24 protein-coding genes are annotated in these 26,373 nt (G+C 69.9%); 14 read left to right on the forward strand and 10 right to left on the reverse strand.

The features are described 5' to 3' along the window. Positions 1-150 precede the first annotated feature (150 nt). Complete coding sequence (locus tag AO398_RS04240) at positions 151-1,353, forward strand: molybdopterin-dependent oxidoreductase (protein WP_058190784.1); 1,203 nt, start codon at positions 151-153, stop codon at positions 1,351-1,353. A gap of 10 nt (positions 1,354-1,363) precedes the next feature. Then, a complete protein-coding gene (locus AO398_RS04245) occupies positions 1,364-1,690 on the forward strand; it encodes a hypothetical protein (RefSeq protein ID WP_058190785.1) in 327 nt (108 codons plus the stop codon). A 14-nt stretch (positions 1,691-1,704) separates the two neighbouring features. Here AO398_RS04245 and AO398_RS04250 read toward each other — a convergent pair whose 3' ends face one another. Next, positions 1,705-1,947, reverse strand: coding sequence for a hypothetical protein (locus AO398_RS04250; protein ID WP_058190786.1), 243 nt, complete (start codon positions 1,945-1,947; stop codon positions 1,705-1,707). Positions 1,948-2,138: 191 nt separating this feature from the next. Between AO398_RS04250 and AO398_RS04255 the strand changes: the two genes are divergently transcribed. Further along, positions 2,139-3,176, forward strand: coding sequence for a YeiH family protein (locus AO398_RS04255; RefSeq protein WP_058190787.1), 1,038 nt, complete (start codon positions 2,139-2,141; stop codon positions 3,174-3,176). 250 nt (positions 3,177-3,426) lie between these two features. After that, positions 3,427-3,876 carry a MucR family transcriptional regulator gene (locus tag AO398_RS04260; RefSeq protein ID WP_058190788.1) on the forward strand — a complete coding sequence of 150 codons (450 nt, stop codon included), beginning with the start codon at positions 3,427-3,429 and terminating at the stop codon, positions 3,874-3,876. A gap of 493 nt (positions 3,877-4,369) precedes the next feature. Here AO398_RS04260 and AO398_RS04265 read toward each other — a convergent pair whose 3' ends face one another. From AO398_RS04265 to AO398_RS04285, 5 genes are all read right to left on the reverse strand, one after another. Beyond that, on the reverse strand, positions 4,370-5,974 hold the full coding sequence (locus AO398_RS04265) for an ABC transporter ATP-binding protein (RefSeq protein WP_058190789.1): 1,605 nt from the start codon (positions 5,972-5,974) through the stop codon (positions 4,370-4,372). Between the two features lie 3 nt (positions 5,975-5,977). Further along, positions 5,978-7,399: a M20 family metallopeptidase gene (locus AO398_RS04270; protein ID WP_058190790.1), complete on the reverse strand. Its 1,422-nt coding sequence runs from the start codon at positions 7,397-7,399 to the stop codon at positions 5,978-5,980. Positions 7,400-7,494: 95 nt separating this feature from the next. After that, entirely contained in the window at positions 7,495-8,436 is a 942-nt protein-coding gene (locus tag AO398_RS04275) for an ABC transporter permease (protein WP_058190791.1), read from the reverse strand. Between the two features lie 13 nt (positions 8,437-8,449). Further along, positions 8,450-9,367 (reverse strand): ABC transporter permease, encoded by a 918-nt coding sequence (locus AO398_RS04280; protein WP_058190792.1) that lies wholly within the window; start codon positions 9,365-9,367, stop codon positions 8,450-8,452. Between the two features lie 12 nt (positions 9,368-9,379). Next, positions 9,380-10,912, reverse strand: a complete 1,533-nt coding sequence (locus tag AO398_RS04285; RefSeq protein ID WP_058190793.1) for an ABC transporter substrate-binding protein — start codon at positions 10,910-10,912, stop codon at positions 9,380-9,382. Between the two features lie 176 nt (positions 10,913-11,088). Between AO398_RS04285 and AO398_RS04290 the strand changes: the two genes are divergently transcribed. Continuing rightward, positions 11,089-11,994 carry a LysR family transcriptional regulator gene (locus AO398_RS04290; protein WP_058190794.1) on the forward strand — a complete coding sequence of 302 codons (906 nt, stop codon included), beginning with the start codon at positions 11,089-11,091 and terminating at the stop codon, positions 11,992-11,994. A gap of 9 nt (positions 11,995-12,003) precedes the next feature. Here AO398_RS04290 and AO398_RS04295 read toward each other — a convergent pair whose 3' ends face one another. Further along, entirely contained in the window at positions 12,004-12,759 is a 756-nt protein-coding gene (locus AO398_RS04295) for a CDP-diacylglycerol diphosphatase (RefSeq protein ID WP_058190795.1), read from the reverse strand. Positions 12,760-12,884: 125 nt separating this feature from the next. On the opposite strand from AO398_RS04295, the gene AO398_RS04300 reads away from it, so the two are divergent. Further along, a complete protein-coding gene (locus AO398_RS04300) occupies positions 12,885-13,907 on the forward strand; it encodes a DUF2891 domain-containing protein (RefSeq protein ID WP_058190796.1) in 1,023 nt (340 codons plus the stop codon). 180 nt (positions 13,908-14,087) lie between these two features. Here AO398_RS04300 and AO398_RS04305 read toward each other — a convergent pair whose 3' ends face one another. Continuing rightward, complete coding sequence (locus AO398_RS04305; protein WP_058190797.1) at positions 14,088-16,139, reverse strand: ATP-binding protein; 2,052 nt, start codon at positions 16,137-16,139, stop codon at positions 14,088-14,090. A gap of 283 nt (positions 16,140-16,422) precedes the next feature. On the opposite strand from AO398_RS04305, the gene AO398_RS04310 reads away from it, so the two are divergent. The 3 genes from AO398_RS04310 to AO398_RS04320 all read left to right on the forward strand — a co-directional run bounded on the left by AO398_RS04310 (position 16,423) and on the right by AO398_RS04320 (position 21,858). Beyond that, entirely contained in the window at positions 16,423-17,571 is a 1,149-nt protein-coding gene (locus tag AO398_RS04310; RefSeq protein WP_058190798.1) for an acyl-CoA dehydrogenase family protein, read from the forward strand. Between the two features lie 129 nt (positions 17,572-17,700). Then, complete coding sequence (locus AO398_RS04315; RefSeq protein WP_201025706.1) at positions 17,701-21,009, forward strand: helicase-related protein; 3,309 nt, start codon at positions 17,701-17,703, stop codon at positions 21,007-21,009. A gap of 414 nt (positions 21,010-21,423) precedes the next feature. Beyond that, the gene (locus AO398_RS04320) at positions 21,424-21,858 is read left to right on the forward strand and encodes a heme-binding protein (RefSeq protein WP_058190799.1); all 435 of its coding nucleotides are present in this window, start codon (positions 21,424-21,426) and stop codon (positions 21,856-21,858) included. A 64-nt stretch (positions 21,859-21,922) separates the two neighbouring features. Here AO398_RS04320 and AO398_RS04325 read toward each other — a convergent pair whose 3' ends face one another. After that, on the reverse strand, positions 21,923-22,477 hold the full coding sequence (locus AO398_RS04325) for a PAS domain-containing protein (protein WP_058190800.1): 555 nt from the start codon (positions 22,475-22,477) through the stop codon (positions 21,923-21,925). Positions 22,478-22,792: 315 nt separating this feature from the next. On the opposite strand from AO398_RS04325, the gene AO398_RS04330 reads away from it, so the two are divergent. The 3 genes from AO398_RS04330 to AO398_RS04340 all read left to right on the forward strand — a co-directional run bounded on the left by AO398_RS04330 (position 22,793) and on the right by AO398_RS04340 (position 24,705). Beyond that, positions 22,793-23,023: a hypothetical protein gene (locus AO398_RS04330; protein WP_058190801.1), complete on the forward strand. Its 231-nt coding sequence runs from the start codon at positions 22,793-22,795 to the stop codon at positions 23,021-23,023. An 89-nt stretch (positions 23,024-23,112) separates the two neighbouring features. Further along, positions 23,113-24,372 (forward strand): Zn-dependent hydrolase, encoded by a 1,260-nt coding sequence (locus AO398_RS04335; protein WP_058190802.1) that lies wholly within the window; start codon positions 23,113-23,115, stop codon positions 24,370-24,372. A gap of 15 nt (positions 24,373-24,387) precedes the next feature. Further along, entirely contained in the window at positions 24,388-24,705 is a 318-nt protein-coding gene (locus AO398_RS04340; RefSeq protein ID WP_058190803.1) for a hypothetical protein, read from the forward strand. Between the two features lie 25 nt (positions 24,706-24,730). On the opposite strand, the gene AO398_RS04345 is transcribed toward AO398_RS04340, so the two are convergent. Continuing rightward, positions 24,731-24,982 (reverse strand): hypothetical protein, encoded by a 252-nt coding sequence (locus AO398_RS04345; protein WP_058190804.1) that lies wholly within the window; start codon positions 24,980-24,982, stop codon positions 24,731-24,733. 159 nt (positions 24,983-25,141) lie between these two features. On the opposite strand from AO398_RS04345, the gene AO398_RS04350 reads away from it, so the two are divergent. Both AO398_RS04350 and AO398_RS04355 read left to right on the forward strand, forming a co-directional pair. Beyond that, positions 25,142-25,870, forward strand: coding sequence for a hypothetical protein (locus tag AO398_RS04350; RefSeq protein ID WP_058190805.1), 729 nt, complete (start codon positions 25,142-25,144; stop codon positions 25,868-25,870). A gap of 65 nt (positions 25,871-25,935) precedes the next feature. Next, on the forward strand, positions 25,936-26,142 hold the full coding sequence (locus tag AO398_RS04355; RefSeq protein WP_058190848.1) for a hypothetical protein: 207 nt from the start codon (positions 25,936-25,938) through the stop codon (positions 26,140-26,142). Positions 26,143-26,373 lie beyond the last annotated feature (231 nt).

The raw sequence follows: 26,373 nt of genomic DNA on the forward strand, positions 1-26,373 counted from the left end.
GGAGCCAGCCAGGCTGCGGGCCAAGCCGGTTCGACCAGAAGAAATTCTGATACACCGCCAGAGTAAGAGCCTTCCCGGGGATCGCCGCCTCACAAGGCGTCCGCACAGGATCGCTCGGCTCCCCCGGGGTCGCTAAACAGGGACGCGACGATGGCTCATCTCGACAGGCGCCGGGTGCTGCGGGGCGGCCTCGGCGCGCTCGCGGCCGCCGCGGCACCGTTGCGTGCCCGGGCCGAGGAGGTCGCACTTCCATTCGGCAACGGCGTGCGTCCGTTGGTGACCTATCCGGGCAAGCGCCCGCTCCTGCAGACCACGGCCCGGCCCCCTCAGCTCGAGACGCCGTTCGCGGTGTTCGACGAGGGCGCCATCACCCCCAACGATGCCTTCTTCGTCCGTTACCATCTGGCCGACATCCCGCTGGAGATCGACCCGGAGACGTTCCGGCTCGGCGTGACCGGCCATGTCGAGCGGCCGGTCTCGCTGGCTTTGGCCGAGATCAAGGCGCTGCCCGGGCGGACCGAGATCGTGGCCGTCAATCAATGCTCCGGCAATTCCCGGGGCTTCTTCGAGCCGCGCATGGCCGGTGGCCAGCTCGGCAACGGCGCCATGGGCTGCGCCCGCTGGACCGGCGTGCCGCTCAAGAGCGTGCTGGACCGGGCCGGCGTGAAGGCCGGTGCCGAGCAGGTCACATTCGATGGGCTGGACGGGCCGGTCCTGCCCGAGACCCCGGATTTCGTGAAGGCGCTCCGCCTCGACCACGCCCGCGACGGGCAGGTGATGCTGGCCTGGGCCATGAACGGCGCGGATCTGCCCTGGCTCAACGGCTTCCCGCTGCGCCTCGTGGTGCCGGGCTTCTACGGCACCTACTGGGTCAAGCACCTGACCGCCATCACGGTTCGCGACACGCCGTTCGACGGCTTCTTCATGAAGAGCGCCTACCGCATCCCGGACAATGCGTGCGCCTGCACGGAACCCGGCCAAGCCGCTGCCGCCACGGTGCCGATCGGACGCCTCAACGTCCGCTCGTTTCTGACCAACCTCGCCGACGGGGCGGACATCAAGGCCGGCCCGGTGCAACTGCGCGGCATCGCGTTCGACGGCGGCTCCGGGATCCGGACGGTGGAGGTGTCCGCCGATGATGGCCGGACCTGGACGAATGCGGAGCTCGGCCAGGATCTCGGCGCTTACGCGTTCCGGCCCTGGTCGCTCGGTCTCGATCTGACTCCCGGGGCATACGTGCTCCGGGTCCGGGCCACCGCCAACGACGGGAGCACGCAGCCGATAGGCGCGCGCTGGAACCCGTCCGGCTACATGCGCAACGTGGTGGAGACCACCCGTGTCCGGGTGGCGTGAGGAGAACGGGATGCGCGCGCTTCTGCTCGGATCGCTGGCTGCCGGTCTGGTCGCCGGCTCCGCTCTGTCGGCGCCGCGAAGCTACGCGGTACCGGACCCCACGGCGCAGCTGAAGGCGCCCAAGGATGGGGAGGGGGGCAGCCAGGGTCAGGGATTTGCCGCGGCGCAGGCCAATTGCCAGACCTGCCACTCGGTCGATTACCTCACCACCCAGCCGCCGGGCCGGGGCAAGGCGTTCTGGGACGCGGAGGTGACCAAGATGATCAAAGTCTACCACGCCCCGATCGATGAGGCGGATGGCCACGCGATCGCAGCCTATTTGGCAGATACCTATTGAACGGTGCCCGCGCCTCAGCGCAGGGCCACGACCTGCGCTGCGTAGCTGGCGACGCTCTGCACCGCCGGCATGTCGTAGGCGTAGATCCGACCGGCCAGGATCACCAGAGTCAGCGTCCAGAACACGGCACCCCCGACCCGACGGGCCGTCCGATCGCCAGAAGCAGTCGGGCATGCCTCGACGACGCCCTGGGCGACGGGCTCGCCAAAGGGGTCGAACGCCATCGTCGTCGACCGGCTGTCAGGGGTGGTGCGCATAATCGTGAATGTCGCGCTCCGAACCCCGCGCTGCAATGGACAGGTCTTCCGAAGTTTTCTCGCGTCGTAGAGTGTCCTTCTCTCTTGCGCACCTGCGGCAAACGTTTTCTTCCCTTTGCTCGGATGTCGATCGCGGAGCGACCCCTGTGAACCCCAGAACACCGTCCCGGACGGGCGAAACCGGCGCGGCCGTGCGGGCCGGGGCTTCCGCCTCCGTGCTGCCGGGCATCGGTCTGTGTGCGGCGATCACCGCCGTATCCATGGCGGCGCAGGCGTTCGAGGAGCGCGTCGCCGGCCACCCCTATGTCGAGTCCCTGGTGCTGGCGATCCTGATCGGCATCGCGGTGCGCACCGCCTGGACGCCGGATGCCCGCTTCCGCACCGGCATCGCATTCTCGGCCAAGCAACTTCTGGAGGTCGCGGTGGTCCTGCTTGGCGCCTCGCTGAGTCTGGGGGCGATCCTGGCTTCCGGCCCGGCCCTGCGCGAGGCCGCCGTCGGCACCGTGGTGATCGGCATCGGTGCCAGCGTCGGCATCTGCCGAGCGCTCGGCCTGCCGCCCCGGATGGCGATCCTGGTGGCCTGCGGCAACGCGATCTGCGGCAACTCGGCCATCGCCGCGGTGGCGCCGGTGATCGGGGCTCAGCCGAAGGACATTGCGGCCGCCATCGCGTTCACCGCGGTGCTCGGCGTGCTGATGGTGCTCGGGCTGCCGTTGTTCGTGCCGATCGCGGGCTTGAGCGACAATCAGTACGGCGTGCTGGCCGGTCTCACCGTCTACGCGGTGCCGCAGGTGCTGGCCGCGACCGTACCGGTGAGCCTGCTCGCGACCCAGGTCGGCACCCTGGTCAAGCTCGTGCGCGTGCTGATGCTCGGACCCGTGGTCGTGGCCTTCTCGCTGATCGCCCCGCGCCTGCCGCAGGAAGCCGGAATGGAATTGACGGGCACGAAGAGCCGTCCCGGCCTGACCAAGCTGGTGCCATGGTTCATCCTGGGCTTCCTGGCGCTCGCCACATCCCGCTCCCTCGGGCTGATCCCGGACGCAGCGGTGAAGCCTCTGACGCAACTGGCGGGCGTGCTCACGGTGCTGTCCATGGCAGCCCTGGGTCTCGGTGTCGACGTACGCGTGCTCGCCCGGGTCGGGGGGCGCGTTACCCTGGCGGTGACCGCGTCGCTGGCTGTCCTAGTGGCCGTCAGCCTCAGTCTCATCCGCTTCCTCGGGATCGGGTGAGGATCTCGTTCGGCGCGGACTGCGTTCTGAGTTTCGTATTTAGAATTTTCTGTAAATTTCACCTCATCTGGCCGAGCAGAACGATCGATACGCTGGGCCAAGACAGACCGATAGAAAACTGGTTTCCTCGGAGATGCATTAAAGTGCTGACCATCGGACTAGGAGGATCTAGAAAACATCTTGACACTGGGATGATTTTTGCTTTGGAAACGTAGTGTCTTCAACGAAAGCTTAGACTGGATCTTGCGTCGTGTCCGAAACGATTCCTGAGAGCAGCACCGAATTGGCCGTGCTGGTCGGCGACGTCGTCGCGGCCTATGTCTCGAACAATCCCGTTCCGCCGGCCGCCCTGCCAGCACTGATCGCCAGCGTGCATGGTGCGCTGGTCAATCTCGACCGGAAGATGCCCGTCGAGGCCGAGCCCGTGATCGAGCCGCCGACCGCGGCGCAGATCCGCAAGTCGGTCCAGCAGGACGGCATCATCAGCTTCATCGATGGCCGGTCGTACAAGACGCTGAAGCGCCACCTGACCGCCCACGGCCTGACGCCGGAGCGGTACCGCGAGCGCTACAGCCTGCCGGCCGACTATCCGATGACGGCCCCCGGCTATGCCGCACAGCGTTCGGCTCTCGCCAAGGCGATTGGCCTGGGCGTGCCCGGGGCTCGCGCCGAAGAGCGCAGGACCGGCACGAACGGCTGATCAGCCGGCAGACGCTGGGCGCGGGCGGAATGGCAGCACGCTCGCGGTCATTCCGGGCCACCCAGCACGGGGCGGGCGGCCGAAGGTGTCGGCCCAGCTCAGATAGATGATCTGAGCCCCGACAACCTCAGTGACGACCCGCGGTTTCGGTAAGGGGCGGGTGTCGGCGCTCGGCCTACGCGTAGCCCGGTGCGCCGATCCTTGGCGCTGGGACGGCTGCCCGGCCGGCAGAGACCGCTTGCCCGGAGACTGGGGATCATCGGGCTTGGCTGAGAACGACACGTCAAGAGTCCCCGTTCGCATTCGAGGCGCGAGCGGGGACGGACGTTTCGCTCGGCCGTAGATCCGCCGGGGCGCTCGGCCCTCGACATGGCGGACATTCTAACGGGTGGCCCGAAGCGGAACAGATCGAGTTCGTCCAAAAAACTTGTCTCTGTGTCCCACGGCGTTCCCTGGTGTCCCAGAGAGGGGACAAGACGTTCCAGCCCGCCCACTACGAGGCTCGCGCACCGGGCACCGCGGCCAGCAGGCTGCGCGTGTAGGCGTGCTCCGGGGCGGCGAACAGGTTCGCCGTGTCGCGCATCTCCACGATGGCGCCGCGATGCATCACGGCGATCCGGTCGCAGATCGTGGCCGCCACCCGCAGGTCATGCGTGATGAACAGCATCGCCAGGGACAGCCGCTGCTTCAGGTCCTCGAGCAGGTCCAGCACCTGACGCTGCACCGAGACGTCGAGCGCCGAGACCGCCTCATCGGCCACCAGCACGTCCGGCTCCATGGCGAGCGCCCGGGCGATGCCGATGCGCTGGCGCTGGCCACCCGAGAAGGCGTTCGGGTAGCGGGCAGCCGCTTTCGGGTCGAGGCCGACCAGATCGAGCAGGCTCCGGGCACGCTCTCGCGCCTCCGCGGGCGGCACGCCGTGGGCGATCGGGCCGGCGATGATGATCTGCTCCACGGTGCGCCGTGGATTCAGGGACGCGAACGGATCCTGGAAGATCATCTGGATGCGGCTGCGCTGCTGCCGCAGCTCGGCACTTCGGAGGGCGGTGTAGTCCAGGCTGCCGAGGCGGACGGTGCCGCCGTCGGGCTCGATCAGCCGGATCGCCAGCCGTGCCGTGGTCGATTTGCCGGAGCCCGATTCGCCGACGAGCCCCAGGGTCTCGCCGCGCCGCACGTCGAAGGCGACCTCCTTCACCGCCGCGACCACCCGCGGCTTGCCGAACAGGCCCGCCTTCGTGGTGTAGGTCTTGGACAGCCCGATCACCGACAGGGCCACCGGGGCCGCCTGCACGGGAGCCCGCGGCGGCGGAGTCAGGCTCGGCACCGCGGCGAGCAGCGCCCGCGTGTAGGGCGCCTGCGGGTTGCCCAGCACCGCTTCGGCGCTGCCCGATTCCACAAGCCGGCCGCGCTGGAGCACCGCCACATGGTCGGCGATCTCGGCGACCACGCCGAAATCGTGGGTGATGAACAGGACGCTCATCCCGCGCTTGCGCTGCAGGTCGCGGATGAGCTTCAGGATCTGGGCCTGGGTCGTGACGTCCAGCGCCGTCGTCGGCTCATCGGCGACCAGGACCGAAGGCTCCAGGGCCAGCGCCATGGCGATCATTGCCCGCTGGCGCTGGCCACCGGAGAGCTGGTGTGGATAGGCCCGCACCGCCTCCTCGGGATTGGGCAGCCCGACCTCGGTGGCCAGAGCCACTGCCCGGGTGCGTCGCTCGGCCCGTGTGAGCAGGTTATGCGCCTCGAACATCTCGGCGATCTGGTCACCGATGCGCATCACGGGATTGAGCGCGGTCATCGGCTCTTGGAACACCATGGCGATGCGCCGGCCACGCAGGGTGCGCCAGGCCGGCTCGTCCAGGCTCAGCAGGTTCCGTCCTTCGAACAGGATCGAACCGCTCTCGGGCTTGAGCGCTCGGGGCAGCAGGCCGGTGAGCGCGTAGGCGCTCATCGACTTGCCCGAGCCTGATTCGCCGACCACGCAGAGGATCTTGCCGGGCTCCAAGTCGAGGTTCAGGCCTTCGACGGCATGCGGACGGTCGGCGCCCTTCGGGAGCGCGATCGTCAGGTCACGGATGCGGACGACCGGCGCGCTCATGATTCAAACCCTCGCTGCACGGCGGCGCAGGATGTCTGGGCCGGACTCGCCGAGATCCCAGAACAGCCCCGCCATGATCGCCATGCCTTCGCGGGTGCTGGAGGCGAGCATGTGCTCGTCCGGGCCGTGCTGGCGGCAGGCCGGGTAGGAATGCGGCACCCAGAGGGTCGGCAGGCCCAGGATCTCCGAGAAGGCATCGTTCGGCAGCGAACCGCCGAGATTGGGCAGCAGGGCCGGTTTTTTTCCGGCGCTCGCCTCGATCGACAGAAGCGCCCATTCCACCCAGGGATCTTCCACCGGCAGGCGGGTCGCCTGGAACACCTCCGCGGCCCGCGCCGGCCGGACCTCGATCATCGGAAAGCCGTTCGCGTCCAGATGGGCGCGCACGTTCTGGATCAGATTCTCCCAATCGGTACCGACCACGAAGCGCAGCTGCAGGGTCGCCTTGGCGTGGGGCGGCACGGCATTGAGCGGCCCGTCCGGATCGCCGGTCTTGAAGGCCAGGACCTCCAGGGTGTTCCAGGCAAACACCCGCTCGGCCGGGGTCAGCCCGGGCTCGCCCCAATCCGCGTCGATCGTGGGCGCGGTCGGGTCCTCGCCGACCCGGATGTCACGGAGCGCCGCGCGCACGCCCTCGGGGATGGGCGGCGGCCGCAGGGCCTCGACCAGGATGCTGCCGCGGGCATCGACCATCGAGGCGATCGCCGAGGCCAGCACGGTGCCGGGGTTGCGCAGCAGACCGCCCCAATTGCCCGAATGGTGTGGCCCCTCGCGTAGGGTGAGGCTCAGCTCGAAATTGTAGGCACCGCGAGAGCCCAGGAACATCGTCGGGCGTTCGGCGCTGAGCCGTGGCCCGTCCGAGGCGATCAGCACGTCGGCGCGCAGAGTCTCGCGCTGCGCCCGGCAGAACGGGCGCAGGCCCGGCGAACCCGATTCCTCGCCCATCTCGATCAGCAGCTTCACGTTGAAGCCGAGACGGCCATCTCGGGCAGCGATCACCTGCTCCAGGGCCGCGAGGTTGAGGACGTGCTGGCCTTTGTTGTCGGCGGTGCCGCGCCCGTACCAGCGGTCGCCTTCGACCACGATTTCCCAGGGGCCGAGCCCCTCGCGCCACTGCTCGGGATAGCCCCGCACCGTGTCGCCATGGCCGTAGATCAGCACGGTGGGCAAATTCGGCCCCTCGTGCCGCTCGGCGATCAGGAACGGACCGTGCACCCCGTCGGGGTTGGGGAAAATCTGGGGCGCCGCGAAGCGGTGGCGGGCGACCAGGGGCGTGATGAAGGCGTCGAGATAGGCGTGCAGGGCCGCCTCCTGCCCGGGGGCCTGGCTCTCGGTTGGGTAGGCGACGGCGTCCCGCAGGAGCGCGAGGAAGGCGCCGGAGTCGAACGTCTCGGTTGCGCGCGCGATAGCGTCGTCTCGCGTCATGGTGTGTTTCCCGTGAAACATTGCGGTTCTGCACCGGAAAAGTTCAGGCGCTGCCTGGTGCACGTCAGCCGGTGGGGGCGCTCCCGGGCGCTTCATCAATGCCGACCCTCGGGGGCTGTGATGTCCCGCAGGCCATCGCCCAGAAGGTTGATCGCCAGCACGAGGAAGAGGAGTGCCACGCCCGGGATGGTGATCACCCAGGGCTGGAAGAACATGTACTGCTTGCCCTCGGCGATCATCAGGCCCCAGGACGGCAGCGGCGGCTGCACCCCGAGGCCCAGGAACGACAGGGCGGCCTCCAGCAGGATCGCGTGTGCCATCTCCAGCGTCGCCACGACGATCAACGCGTTGAGGATGTTGGGCAGGATCTCCTGGAGGACGATGCGCAGGTCGGTGAGACCCGAGGCGCGGGCGGCCGAGACGAAATCCTGGTTGCGGATCTGCTGCGTGGCGGCCCGGGTCACCACGGCGAAGCGGTCCCAGAGCAGGAAGCCCAGCACCAGCACCACGACCTTGAGCGAGCCGCCGACCAGCGACGCCATGGCCAACGCCACCAGCACCACCGGCATCGCCAGCCGGGTGGTCACGATGTAGCTCACCACCGAATCGACCCAGCCGCCGAAATAGCCGGCGCAGAGGCCGAGTACCGTTCCGATCAGCCCGGAGATCAAAGCCGCCGAGATCCCGATCAACAGGGAGATCTGGCCGCCGTAGAGCAGGCGGCTGAGATAGTCGCGCCCGAGCTTGTCGGTGCCGAGCACGTGGTCCCAGGTGCCTTTGGCCTGCCAGATCGGTGGGATCAGGCGGCGCGAGACGTCCTGCGCGTAGGGGTCGTGCGGGGCGATGAACGGGGCGGCGAGCGCAGCCAGCACGATCAGCCCGAGGATGCCGGCCCCGATCAGGAAGCCGCCATGGCGCAGACCGCGCCGGAGCATAAGGCTGGTAGGCGAGCGCACCCCCGCCAGGGCGGCCGAGACCGCGATGTCCGGAGGGAGGACGGGCGCGGCGAGGGCCGCCGTGTCGGGGGGCGGGCTCATGGGGCGAGCGTCCTCACGATTGGCGCAGGCGCGGATCGAGGAAGGCGTTCAGCAGGTCGGCCGCGAGCGTCAGGGCGATGTAGATCATCGCCAGAACCAGCACGATCGCCTGGACCACCGGGAAGTCATTGCGGGCGATGGACTCCCAGGCGAGCTGGCCGAGCCCCTGGAGCGAGAACACCGCCTCGATCACGATCGAGCCGCCGAGCATGAAGCCGAACTGCACCGCCGCCAGGGCAATCACCGGGATCACGGCGTTGCGGAGCGCATGTCGCACCAGGATTTTTCGCGGCGGCAGTCCCTTGGCCCGGGCGGTGCGGACGTAATCGGAGGCCAGCACCTCGAGCATGCCGTTGCGGGTGAGCCGCATCACCGCCGGCATGGCGTAGTAGCCGAGCGCCACCGCGGGCAGGACGAAGTTCTTCCAGCTCGCGTTGCCGGAGACCGGCAGCCAGCGGAGGTTGACGGAGAAAATCAGGATCAGGGTCAGCCCGAACCAGAAGCTCGGCATCGCCTGGCCGAGTACCGAGATCGACAGGGCGAGCCGGTCGATCCAGGTATCGCGCTTGACCGCGGCGATCACCCCAAGCGGCACCGCCACGAACAGAGCCACCGCAAGGGCGATCACACCGAGATAGAGGGTGATCGGCAAGCGGGCCGCCAGTAGGTCGATCACCCGCTCGCGGAAGTAGAAAGAATTGCCGAAATCGAGGTGCAGCGCCTTCCAGGCCCAGGCGAGGAACTGGGCCAGCAGCGGCTGGTCCAGGCCGTAATCCTTGCGGATCTGCACGATCTGGGGCCCCGTGGCCTCCGGCCCGGCGATGGCCGTGGCGAGGTCCCCCGAGAGGTGGAGCAGCATGAAGCTCGCCACCGAGACCGTGAACGCCACCGCAAGGGCGACCAGGATGCGCCGGAGCGTGAAGGCCAGCACGGTGCCGCCCCCTTACTTCCAGGACGCCGCGTAGAAGCGCGGCACCTCGTCCGGCTGGGCGGTGAAGCTCAGGTCCGACGTGAAGGCGTAGTTGGTCGCATAGGAGAACATCGGCAGGGCGTAGGCCTCTCCGGCGATCCGCTGGAGCGCCTTGGCGTAGGCAGCCTTGCGCTTCTCCGGGTCGGTGGAGCCGTCGCCTGCCTGCAGGTCGGCGATCACCTGGGGATCCTTGGTCAGGTCTTCCTCGCCGCCGCGGAAATAGACCCCGTCGAAGGCCGAGACGTCGTTGACCGAGAACGAGCCCCAGGTCTGGTAGCCGATCGAGATCTTGCCGGCCCGCAGGGAATCCCGGAACGCCGCATAGCGCAGGTAGTTGAGCCGCACCTTGATGCCGACCGCCCCGAGATAGCCGATTACCGCCTCGGCATAGTCCCGCTCGCGATAGGCGCCGAGATCGATCTCGAACCCGTTCGCGTAGCCGGCTTCTTTCAGCAGCGCCTTCGCCTTGGCCGGATCGTAGGGATAGCGCATCACCCCCTGGTCGGTGCAGCCGAACTGGTCGACGAAGCAGAGCGCGTTCATCACCCGCGAGGCGCCGCGCACGAGGTTGTCGACCATCGCCTTGCGATCGATGGCGTAGGAGATCGCCTGCCGGACCCGCACGTCCTTGAGCGGCGAGTTCTCCTTGGCGCGGCCAAGCGTGTCGAACTGCAGGAAGCCGACCCGCATCGTCTCGGAATTCAGCACGGTGATGTTGGGCGCCGCGCGCAACTGCTCGGCCTGATCGCTCGGCACCCGCCAGATCCAGTCGACGCCGCCGGTCATCAGCTCGGCCATCCGGCTCTCGCCGTCCGGGATGACCCGGAACTGCAGCTTGCCGATCTTCGGCTTCCCGAGCGGGCTGCCGGCCCAGTACTGGGCGAAGCGCTCCATGGTGACGCCGCGGCCGCTATCGACCTTGGTGATCTTGTACGGGCCGCTGCCCACCGGCGCCTTAGCGAAGCCGTCGAGGCCGACTTTCTTAAAATAGGAAGCCGGGAAGATCGGGGTCGGGCCGGCGAGGTATTCGAGCGCCGCCGGGAATGGCGCCTTGAGATGGATCCGCACGCTGTGCGGGCCGGTGACCTCCACCGACTTCATCCAGTCGATGTTCTGGCGGGTGACGGTGCGGGCCTCGGGCGTCAGCACGTAGTTGAACGTGAAGGCGACGTCCTCCGGCCCGAGCGGGTCGCCGTTGTGGAAGGTCACGCCCTCGCGGATCGTCAGGTCGAGGGTGGTGTCGTCGGTCCAAGTCCAGGCAGTGGCCAGCATCGGCTTGTAGGTGCCGTCCGCCGGATCCCGCCACAGCAGCGTATCCCAGCAGTTGCGGGCCAGCACGACGCCCTCGCGGGCGCTGTTGTGATAGGGGCTGACGTTCTCGGGTTCACTGTCGGACGCGTAGACCAGGGTGTCGTCGGCCTTGCTGGCGAGGGCCGGGCTCGCTGCGACCAGGGCGGTCAGGCACGCTGCCAGGGAAGCGGCACAGGTGATCGTCCGTATCGGCATGTCGACTCCGTCTCCGACGGCGGAGCGGCAGGGTGCCCGGAGTAATTCCGCGACTGCCGCCTTTTTCACCCTGCCATGATGTTGTGCATCTGGGATCGCAACAAGTAGAATTTAGCGAGCGATGCCTTGCCGTTTCGGCAACGGAGATGCGCGATAAGTCGTCTTGAGGCGGAATAATGCAGATTACGGGGCTGCGCTACTTCCTGACGGTCGCCCGAACCGGCTCGATCGCGGCGGCCTCGGCCCAGCTCAACGTCGCCGCCTCAGCGATCAGCCGGCAGGTCGCCAACCTGGAGGCCGAGCTCGATTGCGTTCTGTTCGAGCGGCGCCCGCGCGGCATGGTGCCGAGCCCGGCCGGTGAGCTCCTGGCTCAGCACGCGCATCAGATGCTGATTCGGTCCGAGCAGGTCGTTGCGGAGATCGGCGAGTTGCAGGGCTTGGCCCGGGGCCTGATCCGGGTGGCGAGTTCCGAGGGGTTCGCCCTCGACATCGTGCCGAACGCCGTGGCGTCCTTCCACGCGGCCCATCCCGGACTTCGCTTCGAGGTGACGGTGCTGCCCCCCGCCCAGGTGACGCAGATGGTGGCGGCGGGCGAGGCCGATCTCGGCATCACCTTCGCGCTCGCACCGACCACCCAGGTCGAGGTGCTGTATGACGGGGAGGTCGACATGCGGGCGCTGGCGGCGCCCGACCATCCCCTGGCACGGGCGAAGCTCGTGCAGCTCTCCGATCTGCCGAACTATCCGGTCGCCCTGTCGACCCGGGATACGACCCTGCGGCAGGTGTTCGACGCGGCCTGCCTGCACGAGGGGATCGTGGTCGAGCCGGTGCTGACCGCCAACAACCTGGCCTCCCTGCTGCCGTTCGTGCGCAATTCCCGCGGTCTCGCGCTGATGTCGGCTTTGTCGGTGCGGACGCCGGTGGACCTGAACGCGCTGGTCAGCCTGCCGATCCGCGCCCGGGCGAGCCTGGCCCGGGGTATCCAGGTCCAGGCCATGCGCGACCGGCGGCTGCCCCGGGCGGTGCGGGGCTTCTTGCGCCAGCTCACCGACGCGCTGCCGCCGCCGAAGGGGGCCGGTTAGGGCCTTGCCTCAGGCGCCGCCGCGGACCGAGGCGATGGCGCAGCCATGGTCCATCACGTCCTCGGCGCTGGCGCTCGGCGCCCGGTAGGCCAGCAGCAGGAAACCCGGCTCTGGATCGCCCGGCGGCGTGGCGAGAGCCGCAAAGCTCGTCCGGTGCAGGTCCGGCCGGGGACCCGGGAGGGTGCGCAGAGCCGCGAACGGGTTGAAGCGTTCGGCCTCGGCGGCCGGCACCCGCATCGCGTGGTAGCGATCCCCGGCGAGCGGCACCGGGAAGCGGGTCCAGGTCCCGCGGATCTGGCGGCCATGCGCCTTCACGGCGGCCAGCACGCTCGGCTTCAGGCAGTCGAGATGGATGTGGAGCTGGTCCTGGCTCCGCCCCCGGGCGGAGTTGACTGCGAGCCCCACCGCCTCGGGCGGCAGCTTGCCCTTCAAGGCGTCCGACACGAACGGGCGTGCCGCCAGCGCCGCCCGCCAATAGGCGGCCCCGCGCGGCCCGCGCAGAACCGGAGCTTCGAGCCCGGCCACAGTGTCGGTGGGCATCACCACGATGTGGGTCGGCTCGCCGGGCGCGCGCAGAACCGCCGAGCCGGGATGGTCCTTGTCGCCGAGATCGACCGACAGGCACGGAAACGTCCGGTCGGCGATCCGCTTGGCGAGCACGCAGGTCTTCAGCGCGGCCCACAGCACGTCCCGGCTGGGGTCCGGCGCCGCCGCGGCCGGCATCGCGAGCGTAACGACAAGGGCGGCGATCAGCGCACGGCGCATGGAAAGTCCCGATGAGGCCGGGCCGGCGGACTGCCCGGCCGGCCGGGCTTGCGATAACCGTCTCGGACTGCGCCGGCAAAGCGTCCGGTGCCGCGTTGGGAGCGGCCCGTAATCTGGAGACCTCGATGCCGAACGTGCTCACCCCCGACATCGGCGCCCAGTTCGCGGCGGTCGCCCTCAGCCACGTCACCCGGGAATATCCCAACAAGCCCGGCCACGTCCTGGCCGGACCCGAGGATGCGCGGACCCCCGCGGCCCTGCACCCGGTCTTCCACGGCAGCTACGATTGGCATTCCTGCGTCCACGGATACTGGCTGCTGGCGCGGGTGCTGCGGCGCTTCCCCGGTGGCCCACAGGCCGGGGCGATCCGCGCGCATCTCGATGCGCAGTTGGTGCCCGACAAGGTGGCGGGGGAATGCGCCTATTTCGCCGCTCCGACCGCCCGGGGTTACGAGCGGCCCTATGGCTGGGCCTGGCTCTTGAAGCTCGCCGATGAACTGTCGCGCCTGCCCGAGCGTCGCTGGGCCGAGGCCCTCGCGCCGCTCACCGGGATGATCGTGCAGCGGGTCCGGGATTTCCTCCCGGTCGCACCGTATCCGGTGCGGGTCGGCACGCATTTCAACACCGCCTTCGCGCTTCGGCTGGCGGCCGATTACGCCGAGGGGGCGCCGGACGCGGCGCTGTCCGACCTGCTGCTGGGCACCGCCGAGCGCTGGTACGGGGCGGATACGGATTGCCCCGCCTGGGGCGAGCCCGGGGGCGACGATTTCCTGTCCTCCGCGCTGATCGAGGCCGAATGCCTCCGCCGGCTCCTGCCGGCGGACCGGTTCCGGCCCTGGTTCGACCGGTTCCTGCCGGATCTCACGGTGGGGCGGCCCACGACCCTGTTCCGGCCCGCCACCGTGACCGACCGCAGCGACGGCAAGATCGCCCATCTCGACGGGCTGAACCTCAGCCGGGCCTGGTGCTTCCGGGCCCTCGCCGCCGCCCTGGATCCGGACGATCCCCGTCGCCAGTCGCTCGCGACCGCGGCCGAGGCGCATCTGGAGGCCGCTCTCCCGCATGTGACCGGCGATTACATGGGCGAGCATTGGCTCGCGACCTTCGCCCTGCTGGCGCTGGAGGCCGGATCGGATTCCGGCCCGTGAGGCCGACCACTATGAGAGATTCTTGAGAACCTTTCGCCGCAGCCTGCGTTGTTTTCCGTCAGGGCTACGAAAGGCCTGGAACAAAAAAAGGACCGCCCCCGAAAGAGCGGCCCGAAGTCTTGGGAGGAAACGCCCACGAGGGGCAGCAGCACGGCAACGCCGTCGCCGTGCTGCATCGCGTCAACCGGAGAGGGGAGACCTTGTTCCCAGCCCGATCCGGCGCTGCGTCGCCTCGTAGAGCACCTGGGCGAGCTGCTCGGCCGAATACGGCTTGCGCACCAGCGCGAAACCATGTGCGTCGTCGGTCGCCAGGACGTGGCTGTAGCCCGAGGTCAGGACCACCGGCAGGTCGGGACGGCTGCGCTGGAGCTGCCGGGCGAGGGCGACGCCGCCCATCCCCGGCATGACCACGTCCGAAAAGACCGCGTCGAAGCGATCCGGGGTCCGCTGCAACTCGGCAAGCGCCTCTTCGGCGGATTTCGCCCAGATCGGCGCATGGCCAAGATCCTCCAGGATCTGGGTGCAGAAGCGCCCGACCCCGAGATTGTCTTCCACGACCAGGATGCACAGGCTCCGCTGCGGCTCCGCCTCCCGACGGTCGTCGCGACCGGGATCGGCGGCCGTCGTGGGGGCCTCGACCTGCGGCAGGTAGAGGGTGAAGCGGGTGCCCCGGCCGGGCTCGCTCGCCACGTCGATATCGCCGCCCGATTGCTTGGCGAAGCCGATGACCTGGCTGAGCCCGAGCCCGGTGCCCTTGCCGATCTCCTTGGTCGTGAAGAACGGCTCGAAGATCCGCCCGAGATCCGGGGCGGGGATGCCGGCGCCGGTATCGACCACCATCACCGCCACGAACGGCCCCGGGGCGCCGGCATGCCCGCGAATCGGTGGCATCGGGCGGCCGCTCTCGAGATGCAGGGTCAGGCTGCCTTCCCCGTCCATCGCGTCGCGGGCGTTCACCGCCATGTTGATCAGCGCCGTCTCGAACTGGCTCTCGTCGGCTCGCACGAAGCAGGCTCGGCCGGGCAGGTCGGTCTCGACGTGGATGCGGGCGCCGGTGACCGAATCGATCATGTCGGCGATGCCGCGCAGGCGCTCGCAGATGTCGAAGACCTGGGGCTTGAGCGCTTGGCGCCGGGCGAAGGCGAGGAGCTGGCCAGTGAGCTTGGCGGCGCGGTCCACCGTGTCGGAGACCGCGTCGAGGTAGCGGCGCCTGCGCTCCTCGGCCAGCTCCGGCCGGCGCAGGAACTCGACCGACGAGCGGATGATGGTCAGCAGGTTGTTGAAATCGTGGGCCACGCCACCCGTGAGCTGGCCGATCGCTTCCAGCTTCTGCGATTGCCGCAGCGCCTCCTCGGCGTGGCGCTGCTCGGTGATGTCGCGCCCGAAGCCGTAGAACAACCCATCCTCCGGCACGACGGTCCAGAGCACCCGCCGGCGGTCGCCGTCCCGGGTCGTGCACGACAGCTCGACATCCTCGGCCTGGCGGCCCTCGCAGAGGGGATTGAGAGCGGCCCGCGCCGCCTCGCGCTCCGAAGCGACGACGAAGTCGATGGCGGTCCGGCCCAGAGTCTCCTCCTCGGACCAGCCGAGCGCCCGGCTCCAGGAGGGGTTCACGGACTGGATCTGCCCGTCCCGGGCTGTGACGAGCTTCAGCACCGGCGACAGGTTCCAGACCCGGTCGCGGTCGCGGGTCTGGGCGGCGACCTGCGCCTCCAGGTGGTCCGCCCGAGACTGGAGCAGCGCCTCGTCCCGGTGCCGGGCCGCCGCGGCACGCCGGCTCTCCAGCAGGCTCATGAGGGTCCGGCCAAGCGCCTCCAGAATGAAGACCTGCTGCTCGGTCAGGATGCGCGGTTCCCGGTCGAGGACGCTGAGCGTGCCAATGGACCAGCCCTCCGGGGTGGCGAGCCGCACGCCGGCATAGAAGCGCAGGTCCGGCTCGCCCGCGCCGTCCAGGCAATCCGGCAGCACCAGGGTGCTCGCCTGGCCCAGGGTCTGGGTGCAGAAGCCGGTCTCGAGGGGCCGGTCCGGCGCCGCATGGCCGAAGGCGGCCTTGGTCCATTGCCGGTCGCCGTCGGCAAAGCTGATCCGCGCCATCGCGGTACCGCAGGATGCGGCCGCCATCTGGGCGATCTCGTCGAAGGTGCGTTCGGGTGCGGTGTCGAGGATGGCGTAGCTGCGCAGAGCCGCTAGGCGCTGGGGATGGTGGCGTTCGAAGCCCGACGGGCAGGACATGGTCTCGTTCCGCGACACGGCTGCGTCAAATCCCACGGCACCGACCCGCCAAGTCAATCGACCCCTCAGGCGAGTCGATCAACGGCGGTCTGACGGCTTGTTAAGCCGGTTCTTCCTACAACGCGCGAGCATCGCTTTGCGCCGGCTCATCCGGTGCAGATCGACGCGCCGCAGGGTGTTGGGCACAACCGCCAATCCGTCACGATGTGCAGTATGGTCGCACGGCGTATCGAACAGAGTGGCCGCGGGTTCCTCGTTGAGACGCAATTTGACCGGAGTGGGCGTGGACCTCAGACTCGACGACCTCGTCCGGCATACCCGTGGCGATCCGGTTGCGGCGGCTCGCGAGGTCGCGGCCGGCGCGGCGCGTCGAGCCGGCCACCACGATCACGACGGCGGATTTCCGGCCGAGGATGTGGCGGAGCTGGCCCGGGTCGGCCTGCTGGCCGCGCCGGTCCCGAGGCGCGCCGGTGGCGCGGGCCTCGGTGAGGAGCCGGACGGAGCCATCCTGCGCGCCGTGCTGACGCAGATCGGCGCCGGCAGTCTCGCGCTGGGGCGCGTCTACGAGGGGCATATCAACGCCGTTCAGCTCGTCGCCCGGTATGCCAGCGGCGAGGCGCGCAACAACCTGCTTGCCGATGCCGCGCAAGGCCACCTGTTCGGGGTCTGGAACACCGAGCCGCCGGGCAACGGCCTCAAGATCGCCGGCACCGAAGGCACCCGGGTCCTGCACGGCGTGAAAACCTTCGCGTCGGGGGCCGGGTTCGTGACCCGCGCCCTCGTGACCGCGCAACCCGAGACCGGCGGCTCGCAGATGATCGTCGTCGCCCTCGAACCCGGCGAGCGGGCGGACCTCTCCGCCTGGCGGGCGCAGGGGATGCGGGCTTCGGCCACCGGAACTGTGGATTTCACCGGGCTGGGCCCCGAAAGCTTCACGCCGGTCGGTGCCCCCGACGATTATCAGGTGCAGCCGCATTTCTCGGGCGGCGCTTGGCGCTTCCTCGCAGTCCAGCTGGGCGGCCTGCAGGCTGTGCTCGACGCCTGGCGCAGCCATCTCGTCGCCACCGGTCGCGGCGAGGACCCGCATCAGCTCGCACGCCTCGGCGAGGGCGTGATCGCCGCCGAGACCGCGCGCCTCTGGGTGGCGCGGGCAGCCGCGATCGTGGGCGAGGAGGGCGATCCGGACGGGATCATTGCCTACGTGAATCTCGCGCGCCTCGCGGTCGAGCGCGCCGGGCTGGACCTTTTGGAATTAGCCCAGCGCTCGGTCGGCCTGCAGGGATTCCTGCGCGACCACCCGCTGGAGCGCCTGACCCGGGATCTCGCTACCTACCTGCGCCAGCCCGGTCCCGACCGGGCGCTGACCGAGGGCGCCCGCCACGTGTTGCGTGCCCCGCAGGCGAGCGGCGATCTCTGGCTGGACGAGGCCTGAGCCGAAGGGATGGGATTCGGAACGCAAGCCTTTTCGAATGCGGCATCGCGTCTGTGAATCGGAGGGTGGCGGGCGGGAGCCCTGACCGTCGACCGGCGTTTGCAGCATCCGGGACAGGTTCGGATCAGCATGGCCAAGCGCAGGACGAAGACGGTCGCCCACCAGGAGACCGAGGACGCGCCGCTGATGCCGACCGGCGCGCTGGCGGTGGCGCTGCTGGGCCTGGCGGAGGATGCGGCGCCGCTGGTCCACGTCGCCCGGGATGCCAGGCGGCTGGAGGAACTGGCCGCGACGCTCAAGGCCCTCGACCCCGAGGCCCGCGTCGCCGTCTACCCGGAATGGGATTGCCTGCCCCTGGACCATGCCTCGCCGTCGCGGGCCATGATGGGTGCCCGGGCCGCCACGATGCGCTGGCTGACCGACCGGGACGCCCTGCCGGGCTTCCTCCTGACGACGGCCCCGGCGCTGATTCAGCGGGTGCCCCCGCCCGAGACCTGGGCCTCGGCCCGGGTGACCCTGCGGGTCGGCGCCCCCCTCGACGTGGCCGCCGTGACCGCCGACCGCCAGCGCCTCGGCTACATCCTCGACGAGCGGGTCGACGAGCCCGGCGAAATCGCCGTCCGGGGCCGCACCATCGAGGTGTTTCCCGCTGCAGCCCCGCGCCCTTGCCGGATCGAGCACGCCGAGGGCCGGGTCACCGCCATCCGCTCCTACGACCCGATCTCGCAGCGCTCCGTCGCCGAGGTCGAGGATCTGGTAATCGATCCGGCCACGGAGGTTATCCTGGCGCCGGATTCCGGCCAGAGCTTCGAGCCCTTCACCGGGCAGGAGCATCGGCTGGACCGCTATTATCCCCGCCTCGTCACCCTGCTGGATTACGTGCCTGAGGCCCGTCTCGTGGTCGAGGACGGCACCCAGGCCCGGGTCGATGCCTTCTACGAGCAGATGGACGAGGCCGGAGCCCGGCGTGCGCCCCGCGGCGGCCGGCCGGATGGCGGCGCCGGCCTCTACCTCGCGCCCAAGGCGTGGCGGGACCTCGTGACGGCGCGCACCCGGGCCATGGCCACGGACGCCGCGGCCGAGCCGGTCGAGATTCCGGTGTTCGCCCGAGAGCGCCGGCCGGAAACCGCCTTCGCCAAGTCGATGCGGGAGCGGCTGAAGGCCGGCGACGTGATCGTGCTGGCCGGCTCGCGCCAGCCGCTCCGGCGCCTGGTACGCCAGGCCGGCAAGATCGCCGAGCGCCCCGTCCGGCTGATCGACGCCTGGTCCGACGTGGCCGAGGCGTTACAGGGCGACATCGTCGCCCTGGAGGCGCCGATCGGAGCCGGCTTCCGGGTCCCGGCCGGAGGCGCGACCGTGTTCGCGGCGGCCGACCTGTTCGGGCCGGACGCCGCGGTGGCCGGCACCGCCCGGGCGATCCTGCCAATGGGCGAGGTCGACCTGCGTCCCGGCGACGTCGCGGTCGACCGCGACCACGGCCTGTGCGTGTTCGAAGGGCTGGAGCCCGTGGCGAGCCCCCAGGGCGTCGGCACGGACGACGAACCCTCCGAGGCCCTGCGGTTGCGCTTTGCCGGCGACGCGATCCTGATGGTGCCGGTAACCCAGGCCGATCGGATCTGGCGCTACGGGCCGGAGCCGGATGCCGTCACCCTCGACAAGCTCGACGGCGGCACCTGGGCCCGCCGCCGCCTGCAGGCCGAGGCCACCATGGCGCGGACCGCCCGCGTGATGCTGGACGCCGCCCGCGCCCGCCGAGACACCGACGCCCCGATCCTGGCCCCGCCAGCCCGCGAGATGGAGCGGTTCGCCGCCGGTTTCGGCTTCGCCCCAACCCCCGATCAGGCCGCCGCGGTCGATGCGCTGATGGCCGATCTCGCCTCCGGCCGGCCGATGGATCGGCTCGTCTGCGGCGATGTCGGGTTCGGCAACCCCGCGGTGGCGCTGCGGGCACTCGCGGCGACGGTCTTTGCCGGCAAGCAGGCCGCGCTGATCGCCCCGACCACGGTCCTGGCCCGCCAGCACGTCGAGACCCTGCGCCGCCGGTTCGGTCGCTTCGGCATCGAGGTCGCGCAACTCTCGCGCCTGGTCTCCCCGGCCGAGGCCAAGCGCGTGAAGGCTGGTCTCGCCGATGGTACGATCCGGCTCGTGGTCGGCACCCAGGCGCTGGCCGCCCGCGGCGTGCGCTTTTCCGACCTCGGCCTGACGGTGATCGACGAGGAGCAGCGCTTCGGCGCCAAGATGAAGGCGGACCTGCGCCGCCTGGCCGAGGGCGGGCACGTGCTGACGCTCACCGCCACCCCGATCCCGCGCACGCTCCAGGCCGCGCTCGTCGGTCTCCAGAGCCTCAGCGTGATCGCCACGCCGCCGGTGATGCGCCAGCCGGTCCGGACCGTGGTGGCGCCGCTCGACGCCGACGCGGTGCGCGAGGCCCTGATCCGCGAGCATCGCCGCGGCGGCCAGAGCTTCGTCGTCTGCCCGCGCATCGAAGACATCGCCCCCATGGCCGAGCGCCTGCGTGGCCTCGTGCCCGGCCTCGACGTGCTGGTGGCGCATGGCGACCTGAAGCCGTCGGCCATGGACGAGGTCATGGTCCGCTTCGCCGACGGGGACGGCGACGTGCTGCTCGCCACCGCCATCGTGGAGAGCGGGCTCGACGTGCCACGGGCCAACACCATGCTGGTCTGGGAGGCCGCCCGGTTCGGGCTGGCGCAGCTCCACCAGCTGCGCGGTCGGGTCGGCCGTGGCCAGCGGCGTGGTGTCGTCCATCTGCTCAGCGATCCGGCCGCGCCGCCACCGCCCGCTTCCCTGCAGCGCCTACGTGCGCTGGAGGCGCTGGACCGGCTCGGCGCCGGCTTCGCGGTCAGCGCCCGCGACCTCGACCTGCGTGGCGCCGGCGACCTCGTCGGCGAGGATCAGGCCGGTCACGCCAAGCTGGTCGGGCTCGGCCTCTACCAGCACCTGCTGCCGCTGTCCCTCCCCGCCGCCAAGGGCGAGCCGGCGGAGGATTGGAGCCCGGAGATCGAGATCGGCCTGCCGAGCCGGATCCCGGAGGATTACGTCCCGGAGCCGGAGATCCGCTTGAGCCTCTACACGCGTCTGCTGCGCCTGCGCGACGGGGAGGCGATCGAGGCCCTGGCCGGCGAGGTCGAGGACCGCTTCGGCGCAGCCCCGGCACCGGTCCTGGCCCTGTTCACCCTGGCGCGGCTGCGTGCCGCCTGCTGTGGACTGGGTGTGGCCCGGCTCAGCGGCGGTCCCCAGGGTGTCGCGGCCGATATCCGAGCCGACCGGCCCCTGCCGCCGATGCCGGCCGAGGATGGGATCATCCTGCGCCAGGGCCGCGTGGTTTGGCGGAACGCGTGCGCCAACGCGGAGGCCCGGGCCAGCTTGGCGGCCGATCTCCTTGACCGCATCCGGGCTGCCCGGGAGCGCACGGCGTGAGGCGGATCCGACTCCAGGCGAACCATCCTCACGCGCTTGTGAGGTTCGCCCAGGCTGCACCGGTACAATCGTATCAGTGACAGCGCAGCCGTCGCAGCCCATCTGCGGCGGGCCATACCCCGATCGAGTCTCCCCGCACCCCGCCGTGGTGTGGGGGGCAGTCGGGTCCCGCCGTTGTACCGGGGTCTCTTGCCCTTTCGGCTTCGGTACGACCGCATGGCCGGGTGCCCATGACCCCGTGCAAGGCGGGTACCCGGCCTGTCGTTCGTCCACGTCGAACCCATGACGGGCCTGCGCCCGGAGTTGACCGGAGTCGTCCGCTCGGGCCTTCTCGATGGGAACGGGGTCATGCCCGGGTCTGCTGGAACCGTCCCGCAACCCTGTGCATTTCCGGGGCCAACCAAGGGAGGCATCATGCACGTCACGATTGAGCAGGCCGAGCGCGCGATCGCCGCGGCACGGGCGAAGGCCAAGGAGCTCGACACCCAGATGTGCATCGCGGTCGTCGATTCCGGCGGCAACCTGAAGGCGTTCCACCGCATGGACGATGCCTGGGTCGGCTCGATCGACATCGCTCAGAAGAAGGCCAAGACCTCGGTGTTCTTCGGGATGATGACCGGCCAGATCGGTCAGCTGTCCCAGCCCGGCGGCCCGCTCTATGGCATCGAGCATTCCAACGATGGGCTGATCACATTCCCGGGCGGAATCCCGATCGTCGACGCCGACGGGGTCATGTCGGGCGCGATCGGCGTCAGTGGCTCCACAGTCGAGAACGATCACATCGTGGCGGAGGCCGGGGCCAGGGCCATTGGCCAGACCGAACTCCCGGCTCATCCCTGGCGGACCTGAGCGAAGACGGACGGCCAGCGCGTCACACCACAATCCCTGGAGCCGTCACCAGAGGGGGACGGCTCTAAGGATCCCGCCCCGCCAGCGCCCGGCCGATCCCGAGCAGCAGCATGCTCGAGATCAGTTGGAGGTTCGCGTTGCCGTAGCGCTCAAGCGCGGAATGGACGCGGATGCACTGGTCGGCCGCGGCTTCCAGGTGCTTGCCCTGGGCCGCATCGTCCCCGTTCGCGGCCGGTGATGCGCCGGCATAGAGATCGGTGACGTCGATATAGGCGCCGCGCCCTCGCAATGCGCCTACGGAGTCGGGCGCCAAGCGGCCGCGATTGAGGATCCAGCGAACGTGGCCGGCCTCGCTCAGGACGCGGAACTCCATCGAGACCAGGCCGCCCGTCCGGCGCACCGTGCGGATCCGGTCGAACACCCAGCCGCGATCTTCGGGATGGATGCGCCCGAGGGCAACATCCAGCGGTAATGGCTTGCCGGCAAAGCTCGAATCCCCGGACAACAAGGTGGCCGCACCCGCGTCGAGCACGGATCGGCCGGCCAGGACATCGGTGTCCCAAGTCCCGACGAATCCGGCATCCTGCAGGGCGGAGGCCGCCGTAGACGCCAACGCCATTCAATCCCCCAACCCCGGCTGCAGCCTCTTCATCGTCGGGCAGCCCGATAGCCCGCAGCGACACATGTTGCGGTGACGCGCCGTGTCCAGAGATTGTCCGGATCAATGACAGTTCTGCACCCGGACATGTCGTCACGGGTCTCCGCCGCCCAGGCCGGGCCGGGTACTGCTTTTCGCCGGTTTGGTGGACTCATTCGTGCCGAGCAAACGCAGCGTAAAGCTTTTCATGCTCCGCTCCTTGCGCCGCTGAACTCATATCCACTTCAGCGGTGAATGCTTTACAGGCTCGGATACGGTACCGTTTCAGGTCTCTTGATGCGTACATACATCTTCCGGGCGATCCGCCGGGAACCGAACGGGATGCTCGGCCCCGACCTGTATCGGCACGCCTTCGCGGCGAAGGATGACTCGGACGCGGTGGCGGCGGCCAAGCGGATCGATCTCGATCTGACGCAGCTCGGCGCCAATGCGGTCTACGTCTCGGCGGAGGACGGGCGGGCGATCTGGAGCCTGCACGCGCAGGATTTTCCCGACCCGAGCCTCTGAATCCGCCCCCGCCCTGGTGCCGGATGGGATCACGGCCTAACGTCGCCGCCTTCGGTATACGGTCGGCCGAGGCGCGGGATCACATCAGCATGGATCGCACCAACCTCCCGCTCTCGTCGAATCGCCTCTGGGACAGCCTGATGGAACTCGCCCGGATCGGCGCGCTCCCCAACGGCGGCAACGACCGGCAGACCCTGACCGACCGGGACGCCGAGGGGCGTGCCCTGTTCCAGCGCTGGGGCGAGGCGATCGGGCTGACGCTCACCGTGGACCGGATCGGCAACATGGTCTTCCACCGGCCGGGACGGGATCCGGACCGGAAGCCCGTCGCGATCGGCAGCCACCTCGACACCCAGCCCACCGGCGGCAAGTTCGACGGTCCGCTCGGCGTGCTCGCCGGCCTGGAAATCCTGCGCGCCCTGCACGAGGCCGGGATCGAGACCGAGGCGCCGCTCCTGCTGATCAACTGGTGCAACGAGGAGGGCTCGCGCTTCGCACCGCCGATGAGCGGCAGCGGCGTCGCCATGGGGATCGTCCCGGAGGCCGACGTGATGGAAACCCGCGACCTTGCCGGCCACGTCTTCGGCGAAGAGCTTCGACGGATCGGCTGGCAGGGGGAGGCGGATCCGGCGGCTCTTCGCGGGATCGGCGCCTATTTCGAATTGCACATCGAGCAGGGCAAGCGCCTGGAGGATGCCGGACTGACCATCGGGGTGGTCGACCGGGCGCTCGCCCAGATCTGGTACGAGATCACCGTGCTGGGCGAGGAGGCCCATGCCGGCAGCCCCATGGCCGGCCGGCGCGACGCCATGATGGCCGCTGCGGCGCTGATCGGGTCCCTGGAGGACATCGCCCGGGAAGCGGCCGGCCCCGAGGGCGAGCGCGGCCGCGCCACCGTGGGCGTGCTGAAGGCCGAGCCGGCGAGCCGCAACATCACGCCGGGCCGGGTCTGGTTCAGCCTCGACACCCGCCACGGCGATCCCACGCAGCTGGAGGCGATGCGCGGGCGGATCCTGGCCCGGGCGGACGCGCTCGCGGCCGAGCGCGGCGTCACGATCCGGGTGGAGGAGTTCTGGCGCGCGCCGCTCACCCCGTTCGACCCGGATCTGGTCGACCGCGTTCAGGCCGCCGCCGAGGCCCGGGGCCATGCCTGGACCCGGATGCCCACCGCGATCTATCACGATGCCGTCTATTGCGCCCGTCGGGTTCCGGCGGCCCTGGTGTTCTGCCCGTGCCACGGCGGCATCAGCCACAACGAGGCCGAGAGCATCACGCCGGACTGGGCCCGGGCCGGCATGGAGGTGCTGGCCGACGCGGTCCTGGCCACCGCCGGAATCGTGCGGTCCTGAGGAGGCTGGTTCGGCATGTCAGACGACAACGTCATCCGTCCGACCTTCGGCACGCCCCGCAATGCCGCGCCGCCCGAGCGAACCGATCCTGATGCCGATGCCGAGCTTCCGCCGCTGCGCCTGTTCGGCGCGGCCGCCGGCCACCGGGTCGGACTGATCCGCGACACGGCGGCCCAGGAAGGCGACGTGTTCCGGATCGTGGTCGGTCCGGAGGACGAGCAGGCGGTGGAGACCGTGGCGCTGCTACCAGCCGGTGCAGACACCGAGGGGGAGGCGGAGCGGATCGGCTTCGCGATCCTGAGGGCGCTGGAGGTGATCGAAGGCGCGGTCTGACCCGGCTGCCCGCCCAATGGACCTGTCAGACGACCGGCTTCGGTTTGATGATCGGCGAGCGCGTCAGGCTCTGGATCTCGCGGCCCGGCCGCCCGGCCTTGAGGGCGATCTCCTCCTCCTGCTCGGCGATGACCTGCCGGGCCGGCTCATCGCCGTCGAGGCCGCCGAGGATCTCGGCGGGCACGCGGCGGTTCGAGGCCCGGGAGCCGTCCTCGAAGACGACGTCGAACAGAATGAAGCCCCGTTCCTGGGGTCTGGACTTGATGCGCTTAGCCATAGGTGCTGATACGCCACCGCGATCCCGCGCGGCAGGGGGCACTGTCGCGCAGGGGGTTGCACCGCGCGCAGCGCCGAACCAGCTCGCGGCCCCTCTATCGCCGTGATCTTTCGTGCCGCCGGTCCAGGACCAGCTGCACCGCCAATCGAGGAAACGTCTGTGATACCCTGGGTTCATCTCGACACCGGATCCGTCCCGGGGGGCGGCACCGACCTGCGCCTGATGCAACGCGGCGACGAATTCTCGATCCTGGCCGACACGATCGAGCTGATGAACAACCGCCGCAGCGGCTCCGAGGCGGCGCTCGACGCGGTGACCTGCGAGCGGCTCAAGGACCGGCCCCGGGCCCGGATGCTGATCGGCGGCCTCGGCATGGGCTTCACCCTGCGGGCGGCGCTCGAAGGCCTCGGCCCGGAGGCGCGGGTCGTCGTGGCCGAGCTGGTCCCGGCCGTGATCGCCTGGGCCCGCGGCCCGCTCGCCCATGTCTTCGGCGATTGCCTGGACGACCCCCGGGTCGAGGTGCGGGAATCCGACGTGAACCGCCTGATCCAGGCGGGGCCGGGCCAGTACGACGCCATCCTGCTCGACGTGGACAACGGCCCGGAAGGCCTGATGCGCCGCTCCAACGACCGGCTCTACGACAATTGGGGCCTCAAGCGCGCCCGCTGGGCCCTGCGGCCGGGCGGCATCCTGGCGGTCTGGTCGGGCGCCCCGGACCGGAAGTTCAAGTCCCGCCTGCAGCGGTCCGGCTTCGCGGTCGAGGAGGCCCGGGTCCACGCGAGCGGGCGCGGCAGCGGCCCCAAGCACGTGGTCTGGCTCGGCACCCGGACCGAGGGGCCCGTCGCGCCGGATCGGCCCGAGGCCGGCCGCTCCAAAGCGACCCGATAGGCGCCGGCCTGCCGCCCACGGTCGCACCCCCTGGGCCGGCGGCCGGGACTCCGCACATGCGGGGCATGGGTGCGAATGGCGGGCATCTCTACACGGTCGAGGTCAGGCCGAGCCGGCATGATCCGGGGCGTTTCACGTGGGCGATCCGCGACCGCGGCAAGCTGGTCCGGGGATCGTACCGTCCGCACGCCTCCGAGGGCGTCGCCCGGGCCGTCGCGCTGGCCGAGGTCGAGCGGCTGATCGGGCATGACGAGCCGCAAAACGGCGTCTGATCGGGTCGTACGGGACCCGAGCCATGGTCTGGACGCGCATCTAGACGACCACAGCGTGTCACGTATGCATGCAGAAACAACCCCCGATCGGTTGCATGCCGCACTGCGGTAGCTTATCTCTGCACTGCGGGATGGCGATGGCGTCGCGATCCCGCTGCCCTTCTTGGGCGTTTCCTCCCTAGACTTCGGGCCGCTCCTTCGGGAGTGGCCTTTTTTCTGTTCTGTATCCGC

Source organism: Methylobacterium sp. GXS13 (assembly GCF_001455965.1).
Taxonomy (GTDB): Bacteria; Pseudomonadota; Alphaproteobacteria; order Rhizobiales; family Beijerinckiaceae; genus Methylobacterium.

Coding starts and splice junctions, on each gene's coding strand:
- AO398_RS04240 (WP_058190784.1), top strand. CDS start 151: ATGGCTCATCTCGACAGGCGCCGGGTGCTGCGGGGCGGCCTCGGCGCG.
- AO398_RS04245 (WP_058190785.1), top strand. CDS start 1,364: ATGCGCGCGCTTCTGCTCGGATCGCTGGCTGCCGGTCTGGTCGCCGGC.
- AO398_RS04250 (WP_058190786.1), bottom strand. CDS start 1,947: ATGCGCACCACCCCTGACAGCCGGTCGACGACGATGGCGTTCGACCCC.
- AO398_RS04265 (WP_058190789.1), bottom strand. CDS start 5,974: ATGAGCGCGCCGGTCGTCCGCATCCGTGACCTGACGATCGCGCTCCCG.
- AO398_RS04270 (WP_058190790.1), bottom strand. CDS start 7,399: ATGACGCGAGACGACGCTATCGCGCGCGCAACCGAGACGTTCGACTCC.
- AO398_RS04275 (WP_058190791.1), bottom strand. CDS start 8,436: ATGAGCCCGCCCCCCGACACGGCGGCCCTCGCCGCGCCCGTCCTCCCT.
- AO398_RS04285 (WP_058190793.1), bottom strand. CDS start 10,912: ATGCCGATACGGACGATCACCTGTGCCGCTTCCCTGGCAGCGTGCCTG.
- AO398_RS04290 (WP_058190794.1), top strand. CDS start 11,089: ATGCAGATTACGGGGCTGCGCTACTTCCTGACGGTCGCCCGAACCGGC.
- AO398_RS04295 (WP_058190795.1), bottom strand. CDS start 12,759: ATGCGCCGTGCGCTGATCGCCGCCCTTGTCGTTACGCTCGCGATGCCG.
- AO398_RS04300 (WP_058190796.1), top strand. CDS start 12,885: ATGCCGAACGTGCTCACCCCCGACATCGGCGCCCAGTTCGCGGCGGTC.
- AO398_RS04305 (WP_058190797.1), bottom strand. CDS start 16,139: ATGTCCTGCCCGTCGGGCTTCGAACGCCACCATCCCCAGCGCCTAGCG.
- AO398_RS04315 (WP_201025706.1), top strand. CDS start 17,701: ATGGCCAAGCGCAGGACGAAGACGGTCGCCCACCAGGAGACCGAGGAC.
- AO398_RS04320 (WP_058190799.1), top strand. CDS start 21,424: ATGCACGTCACGATTGAGCAGGCCGAGCGCGCGATCGCCGCGGCACGG.
- AO398_RS04325 (WP_058190800.1), bottom strand. CDS start 22,477: ATGGCGTTGGCGTCTACGGCGGCCTCCGCCCTGCAGGATGCCGGATTC.
- AO398_RS04330 (WP_058190801.1), top strand. CDS start 22,793: ATGCGTACATACATCTTCCGGGCGATCCGCCGGGAACCGAACGGGATG.
- AO398_RS04335 (WP_058190802.1), top strand. CDS start 23,113: ATGGATCGCACCAACCTCCCGCTCTCGTCGAATCGCCTCTGGGACAGC.
- AO398_RS04340 (WP_058190803.1), top strand. CDS start 24,388: ATGTCAGACGACAACGTCATCCGTCCGACCTTCGGCACGCCCCGCAAT.
- AO398_RS04345 (WP_058190804.1), bottom strand. CDS start 24,982: ATGGCTAAGCGCATCAAGTCCAGACCCCAGGAACGGGGCTTCATTCTG.
- AO398_RS04355 (WP_058190848.1), top strand. CDS start 25,936: ATGGGTGCGAATGGCGGGCATCTCTACACGGTCGAGGTCAGGCCGAGC.